Source organism: Bradyrhizobium lablabi (genome assembly GCF_018131005.1).
GTDB classification, from domain to species: Bacteria; Pseudomonadota; Alphaproteobacteria; order Rhizobiales; family Xanthobacteraceae; genus Bradyrhizobium; species Bradyrhizobium lablabi_D.
The window spans coordinates 386640-403987 of record NZ_JAFCJK010000005.1 but is presented as its reverse complement, the minus strand read 5'-3'; the positions used below and the strand labels follow the sequence as shown (position 1 = coordinate 403987).

General features: G+C 59.4%; 15 protein-coding genes. 13 read left to right on the top strand and 2 right to left on the bottom strand.

Translation table 11 applies throughout. The features are described from left to right. Positions 1 to 199 precede the first annotated feature (199 nt). From JQ553_RS17730 to JQ553_RS17720, 3 genes are all read left to right on the top strand, one after another. The gene (locus JQ553_RS17730) at positions 200 to 1225 is read left to right on the top strand and encodes an NAD-dependent epimerase (protein WP_212501261.1); all 1026 of its coding nucleotides are present in this window, start codon (positions 200 to 202) and stop codon (positions 1223 to 1225) included. Between the two features lie 9 nt (positions 1226 to 1234). Continuing rightward, the gene (locus JQ553_RS17725; RefSeq protein WP_212501260.1) at positions 1235 to 1498 is read left to right on the top strand and encodes a hypothetical protein; all 264 of its coding nucleotides are present in this window, start codon (positions 1235 to 1237) and stop codon (positions 1496 to 1498) included. Positions 1499 to 1866: 368 nt separating this feature from the next. Continuing rightward, entirely contained in the window at positions 1867 to 2127 is a 261-nt protein-coding gene (locus JQ553_RS17720) for a DUF6894 family protein (protein ID WP_212501259.1), read from the top strand. A 21-nt stretch (positions 2128 to 2148) separates the two neighbouring features. On the opposite strand, the gene JQ553_RS17715 is transcribed toward JQ553_RS17720, so the two are convergent. After that, on the bottom strand, positions 2149 to 3072 hold the full coding sequence (locus JQ553_RS17715) for a response regulator transcription factor (protein WP_249144364.1): 924 nt from the start codon (positions 3070 to 3072) through the stop codon (positions 2149 to 2151). A gap of 525 nt (positions 3073 to 3597) precedes the next feature. On the opposite strand from JQ553_RS17715, the gene JQ553_RS17710 reads away from it, so the two are divergent. Beyond that, positions 3598 to 4413: a response regulator transcription factor gene (locus JQ553_RS17710; RefSeq protein ID WP_212501258.1), complete on the top strand. Its 816-nt coding sequence runs from the start codon at positions 3598 to 3600 to the stop codon at positions 4411 to 4413. A 481-nt stretch (positions 4414 to 4894) separates the two neighbouring features. Next, positions 4895 to 6148: a hypothetical protein gene (locus tag JQ553_RS17705; protein ID WP_409363072.1), complete on the top strand. Its 1254-nt coding sequence runs from the start codon at positions 4895 to 4897 to the stop codon at positions 6146 to 6148. Between the two features lie 98 nt (positions 6149 to 6246). Here the strand turns inward: JQ553_RS17705 and JQ553_RS17700 are convergent, their stop codons facing one another. Continuing rightward, positions 6247 to 7230 (bottom strand): glycosyltransferase family 2 protein, encoded by a 984-nt coding sequence (locus JQ553_RS17700; RefSeq protein WP_212501257.1) that lies wholly within the window; start codon positions 7228 to 7230, stop codon positions 6247 to 6249. Between the two features lie 589 nt (positions 7231 to 7819). On the opposite strand from JQ553_RS17700, the gene JQ553_RS17695 reads away from it, so the two are divergent. The 8 genes from JQ553_RS17695 to JQ553_RS17660 all read left to right on the top strand — a co-directional run bounded on the left by JQ553_RS17695 (position 7820) and on the right by JQ553_RS17660 (position 17344). Continuing rightward, positions 7820 to 8584: an FkbM family methyltransferase gene (locus tag JQ553_RS17695; RefSeq protein WP_249144363.1), complete on the top strand. Its 765-nt coding sequence runs from the start codon at positions 7820 to 7822 to the stop codon at positions 8582 to 8584. 231 nt (positions 8585 to 8815) lie between these two features. Next, entirely contained in the window at positions 8816 to 10189 is a 1374-nt protein-coding gene (locus JQ553_RS17690; RefSeq protein ID WP_212501256.1) for a lipopolysaccharide biosynthesis protein, read from the top strand. A 243-nt stretch (positions 10190 to 10432) separates the two neighbouring features. Further along, entirely contained in the window at positions 10433 to 11350 is a 918-nt protein-coding gene (locus JQ553_RS17685; RefSeq protein ID WP_212501255.1) for an alpha/beta fold hydrolase, read from the top strand. Next, positions 11304 to 12314, top strand: a complete 1011-nt coding sequence (nadE, locus tag JQ553_RS17680; protein WP_312015157.1) for an NAD(+) synthase — start codon at positions 11304 to 11306, stop codon at positions 12312 to 12314. Before JQ553_RS17685 ends, nadE begins: the two co-directional genes overlap by 47 nt. A gap of 5 nt (positions 12315 to 12319) precedes the next feature. Beyond that, positions 12320 to 14347: an asparagine synthase (glutamine-hydrolyzing) gene (asnB, locus tag JQ553_RS17675; protein WP_212501254.1), complete on the top strand. Its 2028-nt coding sequence runs from the start codon at positions 12320 to 12322 to the stop codon at positions 14345 to 14347. Next, positions 14347 to 15906, top strand: coding sequence for a class I adenylate-forming enzyme family protein (locus JQ553_RS17670; RefSeq protein WP_409363071.1), 1560 nt, complete (start codon positions 14347 to 14349; stop codon positions 15904 to 15906). Before asnB ends, JQ553_RS17670 begins: the two co-directional genes overlap by 1 nt. Before the next feature lie 57 nt (positions 15907 to 15963). Continuing rightward, positions 15964 to 16245: an acyl carrier protein gene (locus JQ553_RS17665; RefSeq protein ID WP_212501470.1), complete on the top strand. Its 282-nt coding sequence runs from the start codon at positions 15964 to 15966 to the stop codon at positions 16243 to 16245. Positions 16246 to 16627: 382 nt separating this feature from the next. Then, a complete protein-coding gene (locus JQ553_RS17660) occupies positions 16628 to 17344 on the top strand; it encodes a sugar phosphate nucleotidyltransferase (RefSeq protein WP_212501253.1) in 717 nt (238 codons plus the stop codon). Positions 17345 to 17348: the final 4 nt, after the last annotated feature.

Sequence of the window (17348 nt, the reverse complement as noted above, 5' to 3'; positions counted from 1 at the left end):
ATACACGGCTTGCCGAAGATCGAAGCCGTCAAATCGGGAGACCGCGGGGACCAACGCGGATTAACCCGTTCGAGCGAACCTCCTCGTACCGTTTGACTCCCGCATGATAGTCTGGTGCGCTTTCGCGTGTTTCCCGATCGTCTCGGGTGGCGACTGGACGAGTTGCCACTGTTCGACGCATTCTTCCTCGCAGAACTTCATGATTGGATTGCCGGTGCCATCGCATTTGGACTCAATTGCAGAAAACGAAATCCTGGTGACGGGCGCGGCCGGATTCATCGGCTTTCACGTCGCCCGCCAGCTGCTCGCCGAGGGCCGGCGGATCGTCGGACTGGACAATCTCAACAGCTATTATGATCCCGCGCTCAAGCGCGCCCGCCTCGGCATCCTGCGCGACGAGCGCGGCTTCTCCTTTGTGCAAAACGATCTCGCCGACCGCACGGCGATGGCCGAGCTGTTTGCCGGGCATCGCTTCGCAACGGTAATCCATCTCGCCGCGCAGGCCGGCGTGCGTCATTCGATCAACCAGCCGCACGCCTATGTCGATGCCAATCTCGAGGGGTTTCTCAACATTCTCGAAGGCTGCAGGCACCACGGCTGCCGTCATCTGATCTATGCGTCGTCATCGTCCGTTTACGGCGCCAATACCAAGTTGCCGTTCTCGACGCAGGACCGGGCCGATCACCCCGTGAGCTTCTATGCCGCGACCAAGAGGGCCAATGAGCTGATGGCGCATTCCTATAGCCATCTGTATCGACTGCCGGTCACCGGCCTGCGCTTCTTCACCATTTACGGACCGTGGGGCCGGCCGGACATGGCCTTGTTCCTGTTTGCCAACGCGATCGTCGAAGGCAGACCGATCAAGCTCTTCAACCATGGCAGGATGAAGCGCGACTTCACCTATGTCGACGACGTCACCCGTGTCGTATCGAGGTTGATCGATCGCATTCCACCTGATAACCCGAATGCAGGAAATGCTCCGGCCAGGGTCTACAATGTCGGCAATCACCATCCGGAAGAGCTGATGCATGTCGTTGGCTTGATCGAGAAGGAACTCGGACGAACGGCCGCAAAGGAAATGCTGCCGATGCAGCCCGGAGATGTCCTGGAGACGTTCGCGGACGTTAGCGACCTGATGCGCGACACCGGCTTTTCGCCGTCAACTCCGATCGAAACCGGCGTTCGCAACTTCATCGCCTGGTATCGCGAGCACTACAAGATCTAACACGCGGAGATGACGGACAGTTTGCATATCAGTTTCGATGCACCCGCCACGCTTCGCAAATGGCCCTCAAGGAGCAACGAGCGCATCGAAAGCGGAACCAGCTATACGGTGCGCGAAGGAACGCTCGACAGTTGCGTGCGCGACTTCATGGCCAAGCCCCAATCCAGTCGCCACCTGTACGAAATTCACACAGCCCCACAGCCGCCAGTCATCACCGGCATTTTATCGGCTCATCAGATCGTCGAGATCGCGAGGCTGCGCAGCTATCTCTGATGCGCAGCTATCTCTGATCATTCGCGAAGTGGAACGGCGCGCAAACGTGACGCGCCAAAGCGCGCGGCGCGGAAACGCGGTCATGGGGAAAACCGCGGCCCCGGCGGGGGCATTCGTTTTGGCGAGGCCGGGGCCGCAAAGCACGCCGAAGTGGGCACTGTCGGCGCAATTTGATTGTAGCTCGCGCCAGAACACTGTCCACGTCAACAGCGCGATCAACCGTGTCGACGTCGGGGTACCCAACAATGATGATGCACCTCCCTACAAAATCAACTTGCCGTGAACCCCATTCCGGGGCGATGACGGTATCGGGACATTCCAAGGCTGGCTGTCGTTATCAGAATGGCTCCCGTTATCCGGAGAGACCAATGCCTCGCTACTTTTTTCACGTCCACGACGGCGGCTCGGTTCTGGACGATGTCGGATTGGAGCTTCCCGATATTGCCGCCGCGCGGACAGCGGCGATCGAACTGACCGGCGAAATCCTCCGGAGCGAGGTCATGGGACCGTTTCTGGATCACATGTCCTGGCAGGTCGAGGTCACCGACAGTCCCGAACTGGGCAGCCGCCCGCTGTTTGTTCTCCAGTTCTCGGTCATGCCAACGGTCGCGGATGGCGGTACGGCATGAGGCGCGCCGTACGACGTCCCTTCAACGCAGTCCGCCTGTCGGACTCAATCCGGAGTGTGGCTGCTTCTCCTGAGGTGCACCGCGATCGTTCTGGGAGATGGCGAGCGCCGCGAGCGCCGTGCGATTGCTGATCTCGAGCTTCTGAAAGATATTGTGAAGGTGCACCTTGATGGTGCCGTCGGCGATGCTCAAGCGCCGACCGATTTCCTTGTTGGACAATCCTTCGGAGACCAGACGCATGATCTGACGCTCGCGGACCGTGAGCGCCGTCAGTGCATTCTCAGAATTCGTGGCCTGCTCCCGCGCCACGGGCTGATCGGCCGAAGCCGATGGCACGAGACTGCGCCCATTTGCGATCTGCCGCAGGGACCGCACCAGCGTCTCCGGCATCACGTCCTTCAGGACGACACTGCAGATCTCGGGTGCACTCGACAATACGAAGTCGCAGTCCTCCGCCGCGGTGAAGAACACCAAATGTGTTGGACTGCTTTCCAAACTGTCGGCTGGAGGATTCGTCAGCGCGACCAATTCAGGCATCGCCGGATCGAGAATTGCGATATCGGGTGTCAGGGTTCGGATTGCTTCGATGCAGCTCGCAGCCTCGCCGCAGGATGCAACAATATTGAAGTCGGATTCCGCTCCGAGCACGCTACGCAGGCCTTGCAAAACAACCGGATGGCGGTCTGCAATCACCACACTCGTTCGACGCATTGGGCGCTCCTCAGCCTCTCGCCCCCAAAATATGAACCCTGCGCGCCCGCCCTTGTTTCTTGGAATATTGATAGGATCACTACAAGTTTCCAACAACACAAGAAGTATAGATATCGCAATAGAATACAAGTAAATCAATGAACTTGCGAATCCCGGTTTTACCGGCGGTAACCTTTTACGACAAAATCCAGAGAACTTTTTCGCTATATATCTTCCGCTGCGGCCGTTAACCATTTCGCCGCCGCAATTGCCGGTACCGCAGTATGCATTGCCGCATTATTCAACGTTTGATAAGCGCGGCGCGGTCCACTCACCTAAGGGATGCGGCCATATTCGCAGTATCCCATGCCTCGGTCCAGGCCAAACCCTCAACGTTCGATAAATGCCGCGGCGTTAAGTCGCTCTGAGCGTGCATTATGGAAGAATGCGGCCTGCGGCTAATCATATCGGCGGCCTATAACAAACGATATATAGGGTGATTGATAATTCACATCTAACATTCGTAAAAGAAAAACTAATATTGAGCCCTGGAATTTGCCAACGATGGTTTAACCCGAAAGGAGGTCCCGCACTCGAGTAGCCAACAACGAGCATCGAAGCGGCAAAACGGAACCGGATAAGGGAGTTCTACGTCGGTCGATGCAACCATTTGGAAGTCTCCGGACAGGGATTCAACCTGTCTGTCTCACTGTGGTGTTATCCAGTTTTAAGTTTCCCCATTTGTTGATGTGTCATTGCGTTATTGTCGCGGAGGGTAAAATGAGGAGGCGGCAGTCCTACGAAACCGTTCTCATAGGAAAGAATGTTCTAATTAGAGAAGGAATTTCACGAATACTACATGCGGCAAATTTTCGTATCTTGGTATCGGTATCAAGCTCCGACGAGTTGCCGAGCACACTCCCAGCGCACCAACTTCTTTTTCTCATTGTTCATACCGACGATTTCGACCACGCGCTGGAACAGATCGGATTTGCAAAAGAAAGATATCCTGAAGCACGGATAGCAATCGTATCCGATCACTATCGGCCCGGCGAGTTGGCCTCGGCATTTCGCGCCGGCGCCAGCGGCTATTTCGTTAACGTCAACTCGTGCGATGCGTTCATCAAATCTATCGAGTTGGTGACGATGGGCGAGACGGTGTTTCCGCCGGCTTTTCTGTCGTTCGCTCTCGATAGCAATCGCGCGCAAGAACATGAACCGGTAGTGCCCAACGAAGGCGAACCCGGGATTGTCTTCACCGCTGAGGATACGATCGCGCCACCGCACCTTTCTCCGCGGGAAAAGGCGATCCTGTCCTGCCTGATCGAGGGCAATTCCAACAAGTGCATCGCGCGAAAAATCGATATCGCCGAGGCTACCGTCAAGGTTCATGTCAAGGCGATCCTGCGCAAGATCCGGGTGCAGAACCGGACACAAGCGGCGATTTGGGGAATGAACAACGGTTCGCTGGTACGCACGGCCAATGGTCACGCGGTGCCGCTGGTCCCCAGTCGACAGACGGCTTTCAAGGCCGCTCGCGGCGACCGTCGAGGTCAACAACAAGCGGACGTCTCTGAAGTCGATCAGCCTGGCTAGAGCAGTATCGGTTCTGATTGAATCAGAACCGATACCCTAAGGCGCGATGAGATCAGGATGGATCATCATCGCGCCTTAGCTTGTCTTTCGCGCATGATCTCCGCGCAAACGCTTCGCGTTTGTCGCGAGGGAAACCGCTACACACTTTTCCCGATCATACTTAGATTTCCGGTCTGGCGCTTTGTTCGAACCGGCATTCACTTCGCTGCCGCCCGCGCGGGGGCTGCCGGTTGCCTGTTGCGCCGGCCTGCGAACCGTGTGACATCGGGCGATGATCCCCGAGCTATCCGATCCGCCGTGTCCGCGCGCCATTAAGACTGGTGTTTTCCTTCATTCGGATGATGCGGTTTCACAGCAGCACCTAGAAAGTATCGCTGCAACAAATTCGTTGGTTCTGGCAACCAGCCGGCGGCATTGAAGCCGGTTACCCGCCGTCGGCTACGGAAAAAAATCAGCCGCATGCGCTCGGCGTGAAACGGTGATGCAGATGCTGTTATCCAAACATGGACGAATTGCCCTCGCCTGCGGCGCGCTTGCCGCGTTTGCACTCGCGGGCATCGCCGTTGCAGAAACGCTCTCAAAAGCCAAGTTTACCCCGGCCAGCAGCATGAACCTGCCGGACTATCTGGTGCCGGTCATTGACCCGGATACCGGCGCCACGATCGTTCGAGTGACGACGCCAGGCCCTTTGGGCGAAGGTCTGGCCTGTCAACGCGCTTACTGCACTCATCGATACTCAAGCGCGCAGGCCTGGAACGCCGACCAGAGTTTGCTTCTGATCGCCAACGGCTGCAATGGATTGTGCTTCCTTGACGGGCAGACCTATGCCCCGCTGTTCCGCCGGCAACGCGAAGACGAATGCGAATGGCACCCGAAGGACCCCGATCGGATGATCTGTGTGATCGGGCGCAAGATATCGCTCTGGACGCCGCGAACCAACGCAGAGGAGGTCATGTTGATAGCCGAAGGCTATCGCGGGCTTCAGTTCGGACCGGGGAAAGGTAATCCCTCCCGAGATGGTCGGCGCATCGCCGTACGAGGCACGAGGGCCGACGGCGCGACCGTCGCATTCGCCTTTGACCTCGAAAGCCGACAGAAGTTTCCGGATATCGATGTGGGAAAACTGCCTGGGCGAGATGGCGTGTGCGAGATATCAGCCCTCGGCAATTACGTCAGGTGCAGCCGGTGGGTGGACGGAAAGGACGAAGCATTCATCTTCACCGTCGCGGGTGACCTGGTACAGAGCTGGACCGAGCATCATCGGCCAAGTCATGGCGACATGACCATCGATGCCGATGGACGCGAAGTCTACGTGGGTATCAGCAAGTCCGATCCCGATATATACCAGGTAATCAAGCGCCGACTGGATGACGGGGTCGTTACCCCGCTTGCTCCGCGTGGCGAGGCTTCGCACGCGTCGACGCGTGCGATCCAACGGCCCGATTGGGTCTATCTGAGCTATGGCGGCTCCCCTGCCGAGATAGCGCAGCTGCCAAAGTTTGCTCCGTTCGCTCAGGAAGTCATCGCTCTGCGCATCGACGGCAGCGGCGAATTCCGACGCATCGCGTATACCCACAACGTGTCGTACAATTACTGGAGCGAGACCCACGGCTCGCCGTCTCCCGACGGATCGCAGATTATTTGGTCGAGCAATTGGGGCGTGCCGGGCGGTCCCGTGTTCGATTTTGTCACGCGTCTCGATCGACGCGATCAGACCAGCACCCTGGCCAAATAGCCAGGGCATGATCCGGAAAACTGCGTGGCGGTCTTTCCTCGCGACAAACGCGTAGCGTTCGCGCCGGGCTCAGGCTGTCCTGCCAATGATAGTGCCGTCTATGATGCGGCCCTGGAACCGGGTGCAACCACACGGGCCCGGATGGCCTGGTTGGCCGCCCACATGACCGACGGGCGCAAGATCTGCAGTGCGTCGCGGATCGTCGCTCCCAGGGATTGGTGACGGAATCTGCCGCGCAGGCGTGCAACCCGCAGTGCCCGCACCACCGTCTCGGGATCGGGAAGTCCCTGTTTGTCCTCGACGAGACTCCAGGTGAGCTGCTTGAGATCGAGGGTCTCACGGTCGATGTGGGGGAACGACTGGGTAGCCGTGATGCTCGCGTGGTTCGTCGCGTCGTAGAAGATCAGACCGTCGTCTATGGCTACCATGTCGCCTCGACAGGCCAGATCAACGAAGAACAGTTGATCTACCCCCCACGAGATTGATTTGTAGTTTCGCATCAGACATCCGGCCTGGATGACCTTGCTGCTGATCAGCAGGGTCGACGGGACAATCCCGAGTATTCTTGTCCTGCCGACCAGATAAAGATCAGTCAGGCACTCCTGACTCGAAAAGCACGTAACCTGGCCTCCCCGCCGGTATCTTATTCCAGCGTCCTCAACGACATGGGATGTGGAAGTCATGAACGCGGCAGTGGGGTACTCCCTTGCCAACATCGCGAATGTCTTGAGCGCTCCCTCCACCAGCCAGTCGTCGTCGTGTAGCGGTTTGATCCAGTCACCGCGGCATGCGAGCATCGCGTTGTTTGTATTTTCCACCTGGCCCCGACCGCGGTGGTTCTCGACGATCCGAATGCGCGGATCAGTGCGGGCATATTCCGAGAGGACGGACCAGGTCTCACCCTCCGGGCCTTCGTCGTCGCTGACGACCAGCTCCCAATCGGAGAAATCCTGCTGCAGCACGCTGTCGACGGCGCGACGCACCATATCCGGACGGCGGTAGGTCGGCATGGCGACCGAAATGAACGGGTGAGACGCCGGGTTGGCGGCGCAGTCGGATCGGTTGAGTTGCAACACTTCCATTTGCTAGTCCCCTGGCTCGGACTCATCAAGGCAGTCTTGCTTCATCGTGGCCTACCGACTCCGGCCGGCTTAGGGACGGATTGGAGGCGGTTGTCGATGGATCAGCCGACCGCCGTGAGGCCGCGGTTTCACCCATCCGGCGTGCGAAGAGGCCTTCTGCCTCGCGCTGCGTTGCCCCCTCGGCGGGCCGCGATGAACATATTCTCGACGCCGAGCAAACCACGCTGCACAAACGCTAGGGGGCGGCCTGTACAGGGTCATCCTTCATTTGCATGACGGGTCGTGGCGGGAGCCCGCGACCATTCGAAGCGGTCGGTCAGGCTGGACGAAAATTCAGGTCCGGACCTGCGACGGCTTTCGTCTCTCGAAAGATGTCATGCGAATGAAGGATGGCGAGTTGCCTTGCCCGTCTTACGATCCCTCGGACGGCAAATCGTTCTGTCGATGGTAGGACCCGTTGCGCAGCATCCAACACCTTCTCATTCGCCTCCGGGAGGAACCAGACAAGGTCCGGTTCCTGCTCTCCCGTGCATTGTGGATGACCGGATTGTGCCGCTTTGTCACCTTTCGCTTCCCGGCCGGATACAGGATGCGCTTCTATCCCAGCTCCATGTCCGCGGGACTATGGCGAAATCGCGCCTTTCGTTCCGACGACGTTGATTTTGTTGGAGGCTATCTCAGGCCTGGAGAGACGTTCGTCGACGTAGGCGCGAATGTCGGCCAACTGAGTCTGGCCGCCGCCATGAGGGTTACGCCATCCGGAAGGGTCATCGCCATCGAAGCGCATCCGCGCACCTGCAAATATCTGGAGGGCAATGTCCGCCTGAACGATCTGAACATCGAGGTGCACAACACGGCCATCGGCAGCGCGCATGGGGAGCTGTTCTTCACGGATTTTCACAGCGACGACATGAACTTCGCCTCGGCAACTCCGCCGCCGGGCGGCGCCACGTTACGTGTTCCGGTCCGCCCCCTCGATTCCATTATCGGGGATCGGCCAGTGGATCTGCTCAAGGTCGACGTCGAGGGATTTGAGGTCGATCTTCTCAAGGGCGCTTCGCGGACTGTTGGCAATTGCAGATGCCTGTACATGGAGGACTCCGAGCTCAATCTGCGCCGCGCGGGCACCTCCCGCGCTGAGCTGTATAGGCGGCTGAACGATCATGGTTTCGACCTCTTCCACCTCAGGGACGGCCAGCTGGAGCCTGCCTCGCCCGAGGTACCGGGACCGAACGACGACAACCTGATCGCCATTCGCCCCGCTGCCACGCTGGAGCTACTCGCCCGGACCGGTCTCCGACAGGCGCCAACCTCGAACGACGTGCGGGCACCCGTCCGCGTTTCGTCCGGCTGACCCGCGGATGCCCTGCTTCGCGCCACCGCCCCCTTCACGCGGAACGTAGTGCGCAAGAACCACATTTCACGCGAGAATGCTTGGCGACGCTTGCGTTGCACTGCCCCTGTCATGCGAACGAATGATGCGCGTCGGCCCATCCATCATAGGATCGGGATGGCGCGGTTTGAGTTGCGCTTCCGCCGTTGCGCAATCTTGCCGTATTGAATTTCTGGGCAAGGGAAACTTGTCATGGTCGCGAAAATGGTTGCCTTCCCGGGGCGAATAGGCAGCCTTGTTCGCACTGCGGCAGGCGTATCGGCCCTCGCGATCACCGGCCAGCTCACGATGGTTGCGGCGATTCCAGTCCTGACCCGGCTCTATTCGCCCGACGATTTCGGCATCTTCACGATCTATCTCTCGATCGTAAACATTCTCGGCTCAATCGCGGCACTCCGTTTTGGATCCTCTCTCTACATTGTCGCGGACCGGCTTCATGCGCGCGTCGCGATTAAGCTCGCTCTCTTCGCCGTCTGCGCAACGACCTGCATTGTGCTGGCGGCAGGATACCTGTTGTCGGGGCTCGCGCCCGAGCAGTTGCGCCACATCGCCTACCTGGTTCCTGTTGGGATGATCGGGGTCGGCTTCGCCGACGTACTGAATTGCTGGTGCCTGCGTTTCGACCACATCCGGGAGTTTGGCAGGGGCCGCCTGATCCTGCCGGCGTCGATGGCACTGCTACAAGTAGGCTTCGGACTCGTTCATCTCGGAGGCAATGCGATGATCGCGGCCCACATTCTGAGCCAGGCCGTGCTGATCGCATATCTCGGCAGCCGTGTCCTGAGGTGGGACGACGTGCGCGGCATCGCGCAAGCTCCATGGCAGGCTGTCGTGTCGACTGCGCGGCGAGAGTACAAATTTCCCCTGTTCGAGTTGCCCTCAGCACTTGCGGGATTTGCGATCATCAATCTTCCTGCGATCCTCATCGGCTCGCTGTTCGGAACCGCATTCGCGGGACAGTTCGGCGTCGCAGCGCGTCTGGTGACCGGCCCCGTGAGCTTGATTGCTCTGCCGCTCAGCAACGTCTTCGTCCCCGAGGCAAGCAAAAGCCATGGTCCCCAGCATCTTCTACGCACCGCTCACGGCCTGCTGCTCGTTGCGGCCGGCCTGATCGTGGTGCCGGTGCTCGCCCTCGGGTTGGTCGCCCCCTACCTTGTCGTACCCATTCTGGGCCAGTCATGGATGCCGGCAGGACAGATCATGACTGCTCTGGCGTTCATGGGTGCCGCTCAGGCACTGTCGACCCCCGTGCAGGAAGTTCCGACGCTTCTCAGGCGGCAGGAGTTGCGACTTGTGGTCGACCTTGCACGGGCGTTGCTGGTGTTTGCCCCGCTCCTGATCGGCGCTCACCTCGGCTGGAACCCGCTGGAAGTGATCTACTTCATGGCGGCCGGCGGAACGATCGGCTTTACTTTGGGGATTGTCGCCGCGTTGCTTCTCTTGAACGGTGAAGCCGCCAGCGAACGCACGCGCAACAATCGAACTGCCACCTTGACCGACGCTTTCGAGGGAGCACCGAGCGAGCTCAGCCTCCCAATTGTGAAGAACCGCCGCGGAAGGGCATAGTTGGACATACAACCACCGCGAAAGTGCATCATCCGACCACCGAATTCTACCAGGGATTGTTTTCGCAAAAGGATAAAGAGGTCGAACGAGATTTTATCGGCAGGACAGCGCGGTCGCCGCCCCAAAATGTGAGGAGACAAAGCAGCTTGCTGCGGCGCGACGACATGCTTCATGCGAATGAATGATGAGAAGATTCCCCACTGCCCCATACTACAACGTTGATAGCGGTTCGGGTGCCCTCTAATGAACTTGCAGCCATCGATTGACACAGGCCGAGGTGCAGGTTTTTCGCTTCTCCACACGCCGGAGGCGAGCCTTCCCCTCCTTTTCCTGCTCCCCGGATCACTTGGTTACGGCGCTAGCCTGACTGCTCTTACGGCTTCCTTGCGCGAGGTCGCGCGTGTGGTGCCGGTACGATATCCGGATCTCGGCATGATTTTGAAGGGACAGAACAGTGTCTCCGACATGGCTGCCGCGGCGGTCGAGCAAATCAGTCGAGCCCAACCTCACGGTCACGTGCGACTGCTCGGCCATTCCCTCGGCGGCGCGGTGGCCTTCGACGTCGCGACCCGGCTTCTTGCCGCGGAACGATCGGTGAAGTTCTTCGGAATTCTCGATACCAGCCTCATGGGCGAGCGAAGCTCCTCTTGGGAGACTGTGACTCGCACGATCCATCGAATCCGCAACAATCGCGTAACCGCCTCCCGGATGGCCTGCCGCGCGCTCGCCAAAGCGACCACTGCGATCGGCCGCGAGGCTGATCTCGCGCGGATCGTCGATCGTCGCACCAAGGGTCAGTTCAACGTCACCTATTTCAGAATCGGCCAGGAATTGCAGGAAGTACTGCGCGCCAAGGCCTATTTCCGCTGGTTGGTGCAGCCGAGGTCCGTGCTGCCGATTACTGCCATCCTGTTCCGGTGTGATCGGAAGAAAATGCCGCAGGCTCTTGGATGGAATCACGCGTTTGCGCAGGTAGACGTGGTGCCAAGTGCGGGCAGTCATACCGATCTCGTCATGCAGCCTCATCTCGCAGTAAACGGTCCTCTGATCACGAACGCCGTGTTGCAAACCTATTCACCAGACGAATTTCCGACGCGAAAGGCAGGTTATTCACGTGACTGCGCCAGCAATCCAGAGCCGGACCGCACCAGCGTTCAGTGAAGACGCTTTGGTCCTCGACGCGCCCGCAGAAGTCGCACGCATCGTCGCGTTTCTGCGCGAACAGGTTCTCGGCGTGCTTGGCCGTCGTGGAGCGATCGTGGGTCTGTCCGGGGGCATCGACAGTTCGGTAGTCGCAGCGCTGTGCGCGCGAGCGTTTGGCGAAACGAAGGTGCTTGGACTGCTCATGCCGGAGCGCGATTCTTCCTCCGATTCGCTGAGACTCGGCCGCGCCGTCGCCACACAGCTCCGCCTCACCACAATTGTTGAAGAGATAGCGCCGGCCCTCGAAGCCTTGGGTGCATACCGCCGACAGCGAGAGGCGATTCAAGCTGTTGTGCCCGAGTATGGGGACGACTGGAAATGCAAGCTCGTGCTTGGGTCAATTCTCGAGCGCGACGGCTTCAACATCACTCGCCTGACCGTCCAGAGCCCGGACGGGGCCATCTCGACCGCGCGTCTTCCGCCCGACGTCTATCTGCAGATTGTCGCGGCGACCAACTACAAGCAGCGTGTCCGCAAGATGACGGAGTACTATCACGCCGACCGCCTGAAATACGCTGTCGCAGGCACGCAAAACCGCCTGGAGCATGACCAGGGTTTCTTCGTAAAGCAAGGCGACAGTGATGCGGACGTCATGCCCATCGCCCACCTTTACAAGAGTCAGGTCTACCAACTGGCGGAATACCTTGGCATTGACGAGGAGATCAGGCGAAGGCCGCCGACCTCCGATACCTTCTCGATGCCGCAGAGCCAGGAAGAATTCTATTTTGCGGCGCCGTACCGATTAACCGATCTTTGCATGTACGCCGTCAACCACGGCATTTCCGCCGAGGATGTTGCCGAGGCGACCTGCATTTCCGCGACACAAGTGCAACGGGTCTTCAAGGACATCAGTTCCAAACGCCGGGCCACGCGCTATCTCCATGCGCGGCCTTTGCTCGTTGATGCGGTGATCGAGGACTAGGCAGGATGTGCGGCATCGCCGGAATCGTGGCGCTGGGTGCAAACGCTGCGATGCCTTCACGAGAATCGCTGTTGCGGATGGTTGGCGCCCTTGCACATCGCGGCCCCGACGAGCGAGGCCTGTACCGGGACGAGCGCGTGGGGCTGGCGCATGCCCGGCTTTCCATCATTGACATTGCGAGCGGGCAGCAGCCTCTTGCCGACACGACCGCCTCAACCTGGGTCGTGTTCAATGGCGAGATCTTCAATTACGTCGAGTTGCGCGAGAAGCTGCTCTCGCTAGGCTATAGCTTTCATACACGCAGCGACACGGAAGTGGTCGTCCAGGCCTATCGTGCCTGGGGCGAAGCAGCGTTCGAGCGGATGAACGGGCAATGGGCCGTTGCCATATGGGATCGCGCCGCCGACCGTCTGGTACTGTCGCGTGATCGGACCGGCATATGTCCGCTTCATGTCTGCGAGCACCAGGGTCACCTTTACTTCGCCAGCGAGGTGAAGGCGATCTTCGCGGCAAATCCGGCAATACCCCGGGCCCTCGACCCTTCGGGCATGGATCAGACCTTCACCTTCTGGACCGTCGTGCCGCCACAAGGGGTGTTCCGAGGAATTCGGGAAATCGAACCTGGCCATGTCCGCACGTACGCCAGGGGAGCGGTTCGCGACCGGGCGTTCTGGAGGCCCTGCTATCCCTATCGTTCCGATCGGCACGGCCGGCAGCTCTCAGGCTCCGCCGAAGACGCAGTCGCCGCAGTGCGCGATGCCCTGGAATCCGCAACGGCGCTCCGCATGGTTCGATCCGACGTGCCAGTGGGCAGCTACCTGTCCGGTGGACTCGACAGTTCGCTTGTTGCGGCACTCGGACGGCGCTTTGCAGGCAAGCGCTTCCAGACCTTTTCCCTGCGCTTTGCCGATACCGAGTATGATGAGACATACTTTCAGCGCCTAATGGCTCGCGCGATCGAGAGCGAGCATCACGAACTCGTGGTGTCGCGCCAGGACATCGCCAAGACGCTTCCGAAGGCGATCTATCACACCGAGCGGCCAATTCTCCGGACTGCCCCGGTGCCGCTGTTCCTGCTTTCAAAATTGGTGCGCGAGCGCGGCATCAAAGTCGTGCTGACCGGCGAAGGGGCCGACGAGATGTTCGCCGGCTACGACCTGTTTCGTGAAGGCAAGATCCGACGCTTTTGGGGGCGTCAGCCCGGCTCGAGGTGGCGAGCACGGCTACTGGAACGACTGTATCCCTATCTCTCACGATCGCCGGTACATCAGCGGGCGATGGCACAGAAGTTCTTTGGACACGGCATTTCCGCGCCTGATGCGCCCGGCTTCGCGCACCACCCCCGCTGGCGCAGCACCAGCGCCATCAAGCGGCTGTTCTCCAGGGACATGCGTGCCGCGACTGAACGGCTGGACCCGGTGAGCGAATTGCTCGATCGCGTCCCACCGGAATTCGCGCGCTGGACCCCGCTCGCACAGGATCAGTATCTGGAAATCCAGACACTCCTCTCGGGGTACCTGCTCTCGTCTCAGGGAGACAGGATGCTGATGGCACACTCGGTCGAAGGACGCTTTCCGTTTCTCGACCACAACGTTGTCGAATTGGCGAACTCGCTTCCCGATGCCTCAAAGCTTCACCTGCTCGACGAGAAGCATGTCCTGAAGCGCGTCACGGCGCCGCTCGTTCCGTCTGAAATCGTCACCCGCAAGAAGCAGGCGTACCGGGCGCCCAATGCGCTGTGCTTCGTTGACCAGGATGCGCCAGCCTACGTCGATGAAGCGCTTTCCGATACGAGCGTGAAGGCGGCGAACATCTTCGACCCTGCGTCGGTCGAACGGCTCCGCAGGAAATGCCGGACCCAGGCAGAGACGGGCGACGGCGATCTATCCAATTTCGACAACATGGCGCTGATCGGCGTGTTGTCCACCCAGCTTCTCTTCGAACAATTTGTCGTGAGCCGCCCCCAGAGCACTCACGGCCTCAAACTGCGCGTCGATGTCGACCGCCAACAGACGGCGGAGGCCTATAGCTGATGCATGAACCTGTGCCCCTCCTGCATGACTATCTTATCCATTCGGCCCATCACAAGAGCGGAACGGTCGCGCTCGTGTGCGGCTCCCATCGGATTACCTACGGCGAACTCGAAGCGAGCTCCAACGCGATCGCAAACGACCTCATGAACATGGGTGTGGAACGCGGCGATCGAGTCATGATCTTCGGCGACAACACCATTGAGACAGTGATCAGTTTCTGGGCCGCGCTCAAGGCGAATGCGGTCGCGTGCCTGATCAACCCCCTCACCAAGCGTGACAAGCTGACCTATCTTCTCGACGATTGCCAGCCGACCGCGCTTATCACCGAGGCACGCCTGTACGCGACGTTTGACGAACCAGCGCGACGTTGCGTGTCCCTGCGCCGGGTGGTCGTTTCCGGGGCGATCGAAGATGAGACCCTGACAGAATTGCCGTGTGCCGCACGATGGACGGAAGCGGTGCTGGGCGAGCGCAACGCACCGCCTCCCCGCAGATGCATCGATATAGATCTCGCGGCAATCGTTTACACCTCGGGGTCGACTGGCGAACCCAAAGGGGTGATGCTGACGCACAGGAATATGATGACGGCCTGCACGTCCGTCGCTTCGTACCTCGGAATACGAGATGACGAGGTAATTCTCAACGTGCTGCCGCTGGCCTTCGACTACGGTCTGTACCAGATGATCATGGCGTTTCGCGCCGGGGCTTGCCTGGTCCTTGAACGCTCGTTTGCTTTTCCCGCACAGGTGCTTCGCCGTATCGCGGAGGAACGAGTAACGGGCCTTCCTGGCGTGCCCACGATATTTTCAACACTGTTGCAGCTTGGATCGCTGACGGACCACGATCTCTCCAGCATTCGCTACGTCACAAACACAGGGGCGGCGTTGCCGGTCCAGCACCTCCTGCGCCTCAAGAGTATATTTTCCGGCGCACGCATCTACTCCATGTACGGCCTCACCGAGTGCAAACGCTGCTCCTATTTGCCTCCGGAGGATCTCGATCGAAAACCGTCGAGCGTGGGCATCGCCATCCCGAATACGGAGATGTGGATCGTCGACGAACACGGCCGGCGGGTCGGTCCGGACGTCGTGGGACAGCTCGTGATACGCGGCGCGACGGTGATGAAAGGCTATTGGCGAAAGCCGGAAGCCACGGCGAAAAAACTCAAGCCCGGGCCGCTTCCCGGCGAACAGGTCCTCTACACCGGCGACTTTTGTCGAATGGACGCGGAAGGTTACCTCTATTTCGTCAGCCGAAGCGACGAAGTCATCAAGTCCCGGGGCGAGAAAGTCGCGCCGAAGGAAGTGGAGAATGCTCTGCTGGACATTCCGGGAGTAAGGGAAGCGGCGGTGATCGGCGTTCCCGACGACCTGCTTGGCGAGGCCGTAAAGGCCTTTGTCGTGGTCGACCAGGAACGCTCTCTCGACGAGAAGCAGCTTCAGCGAGAGTGCCAGAGACGCCTCGAGAGTTTCATGGTGCCCAAGTACATCGCCATCGTGCCGGGCCTGCCGAGGACCGACACCGGCAAGATCAGCAAGAGAGAGCTTGTTACCGGCTAGCTCGTGAACAGATTGAAGAGCCTCTAGTTTTCTCAGTGGAGCGCGAAGGCAATGACAATGACAATGACCATGGAAACACTCGACGACTACAAGGAGCAAATTCGCGCTTTCCTGGCATCGAATTTCTATGTTGGCGACATTGGAGCGCTCAATGACGAGGCTTCTCTGCTCGATCAGGGAATTATCGACTCGACAGGGGTTCTCGAAGTCGTCGGCTTTATCGAGTCAACCTATGGCATTACTGTCGACGACAGCGAAATCCTGCCGGAGAACCTCGATTCGATCCATGGGATAGGACACTATGTTGTCCGCAAGATCAGTCCGATCGCCAACGCCTGACTTATAGAAGGATCAAGGCGACGCCAGAAGTGGCGTTATTCGGTCGAGTCGTTACCCAGTCGCCCGACGTCGCGCGAGCCCCTCGCGCGCGAGGATCCTTCGAATGTCCGCAACGCCTGTCGCGCGCTTTCACTACTGGCGCAAGGTTCGAACGCTCCCTCAAATGGAGTACTCCGGCTTGCGACGTTCGTGAACGATTTGACGCGACATTCTTCCGCCAATCACCATGCACCTCTCATGCAAATGCACGAAGACGTACGGATGATTTCACCCTAGCTTTTCCACGATCGCGCGGAGTGCGCCAACGGATCCGATGTTCGTAGTCGGTTTCCGGCGGTTCTTTCCAGTCCAACATTTCTTTCCAGTAGTACGGAGGATGCAGATGAAAGCAGTGGTCCAGTGCGGCGGCAAAGGAACTCGACTGCGTCCGCACACATCCATTCTGCCAAAACCTCTCATGCCGATCGGAGCACGCCCCGTGCTCGAGCTCGTGCTGAAATGGCTGAGACGAAACGGCGTCAGGGACGTCTACGTCACGACTGGATATCTCGGGCATCTGATCCGCAGCGTCTGTGGCGACGGTGAACAGTGGAACATGCGGATCACCTACACGCAGGAAGTCGAACCGCTCGGAACGATGGGCCCTCTGTCATTGCTGCGTGAACAGCTCGACGAGCCGTTCCTGGTACTCAACGGCGACGTGCTGACGGACCTCAACCTTACCCAGTTCATCCACAATCACCGGAAGAACAGCGCCGACATCACAATTGCCACCGCCGTACGCACCACCAAGATGGATTTCGGTGTGATCGACGAGACCAATGGGCAGGTAACCGGCTTCCGCGAAAAGCCGGAGCTCGCGAACCTCGTCAGCATGGGGATCTATTGCATGGAGCCCGCGGTCCTCCAACGCATTCCGTCAGGCGTCCCGTTCGGTTTTGACGATCTGATGTTCCAGATGCTGGAGGAGGAGGCGCCTGTAAACGTCTTCAAGCACACCGGTCTGTGGCTCGATATTGGCCGTGTCGAAGACTTCCTCAGAGCCCAGGACGTCGCATGGGACGAACAGTCGTCTGCGTTCGCAACCGCCGCGGCGTGACGCA

Excerpts from the sequence above, each read along its gene's own strand:
- JQ553_RS17730 (WP_212501261.1), top strand. The coding sequence starts at position 200 with ATGATTGGATTGCCGGTGCCATCGCATTTGGACTCAATTGCAGAAAAC.
- JQ553_RS17725 (WP_212501260.1), top strand. The coding sequence starts at position 1,235 with ATGACGGACAGTTTGCATATCAGTTTCGATGCACCCGCCACGCTTCGC.
- JQ553_RS17720 (WP_212501259.1), top strand. The coding sequence starts at position 1,867 with ATGCCTCGCTACTTTTTTCACGTCCACGACGGCGGCTCGGTTCTGGAC.
- JQ553_RS17715 (WP_249144364.1), bottom strand. The coding sequence starts at position 3,072 with ATGGTTAACGGCCGCAGCGGAAGATATATAGCGAAAAAGTTCTCTGGA.
- JQ553_RS17710 (WP_212501258.1), top strand. The coding sequence starts at position 3,598 with ATGAGGAGGCGGCAGTCCTACGAAACCGTTCTCATAGGAAAGAATGTT.
- JQ553_RS17705 (WP_409363072.1), top strand. The coding sequence starts at position 4,895 with ATGCAGATGCTGTTATCCAAACATGGACGAATTGCCCTCGCCTGCGGC.
- JQ553_RS17700 (WP_212501257.1), bottom strand. The coding sequence starts at position 7,230 with ATGGAAGTGTTGCAACTCAACCGATCCGACTGCGCCGCCAACCCGGCG.
- JQ553_RS17695 (WP_249144363.1), top strand. The coding sequence starts at position 7,820 with ATGCGCTTCTATCCCAGCTCCATGTCCGCGGGACTATGGCGAAATCGC.
- JQ553_RS17690 (WP_212501256.1), top strand. The coding sequence starts at position 8,816 with ATGGTCGCGAAAATGGTTGCCTTCCCGGGGCGAATAGGCAGCCTTGTT.
- JQ553_RS17685 (WP_212501255.1), top strand. The coding sequence starts at position 10,433 with ATGAACTTGCAGCCATCGATTGACACAGGCCGAGGTGCAGGTTTTTCG.
- asnB (WP_212501254.1), top strand. The coding sequence starts at position 12,320 with ATGTGCGGCATCGCCGGAATCGTGGCGCTGGGTGCAAACGCTGCGATG.
- JQ553_RS17670 (WP_409363071.1), top strand. The coding sequence starts at position 14,347 with ATGCATGAACCTGTGCCCCTCCTGCATGACTATCTTATCCATTCGGCC.
- JQ553_RS17665 (WP_212501470.1), top strand. The coding sequence starts at position 15,964 with ATGACAATGACCATGGAAACACTCGACGACTACAAGGAGCAAATTCGC.
- JQ553_RS17660 (WP_212501253.1), top strand. The coding sequence starts at position 16,628 with ATGAAAGCAGTGGTCCAGTGCGGCGGCAAAGGAACTCGACTGCGTCCG.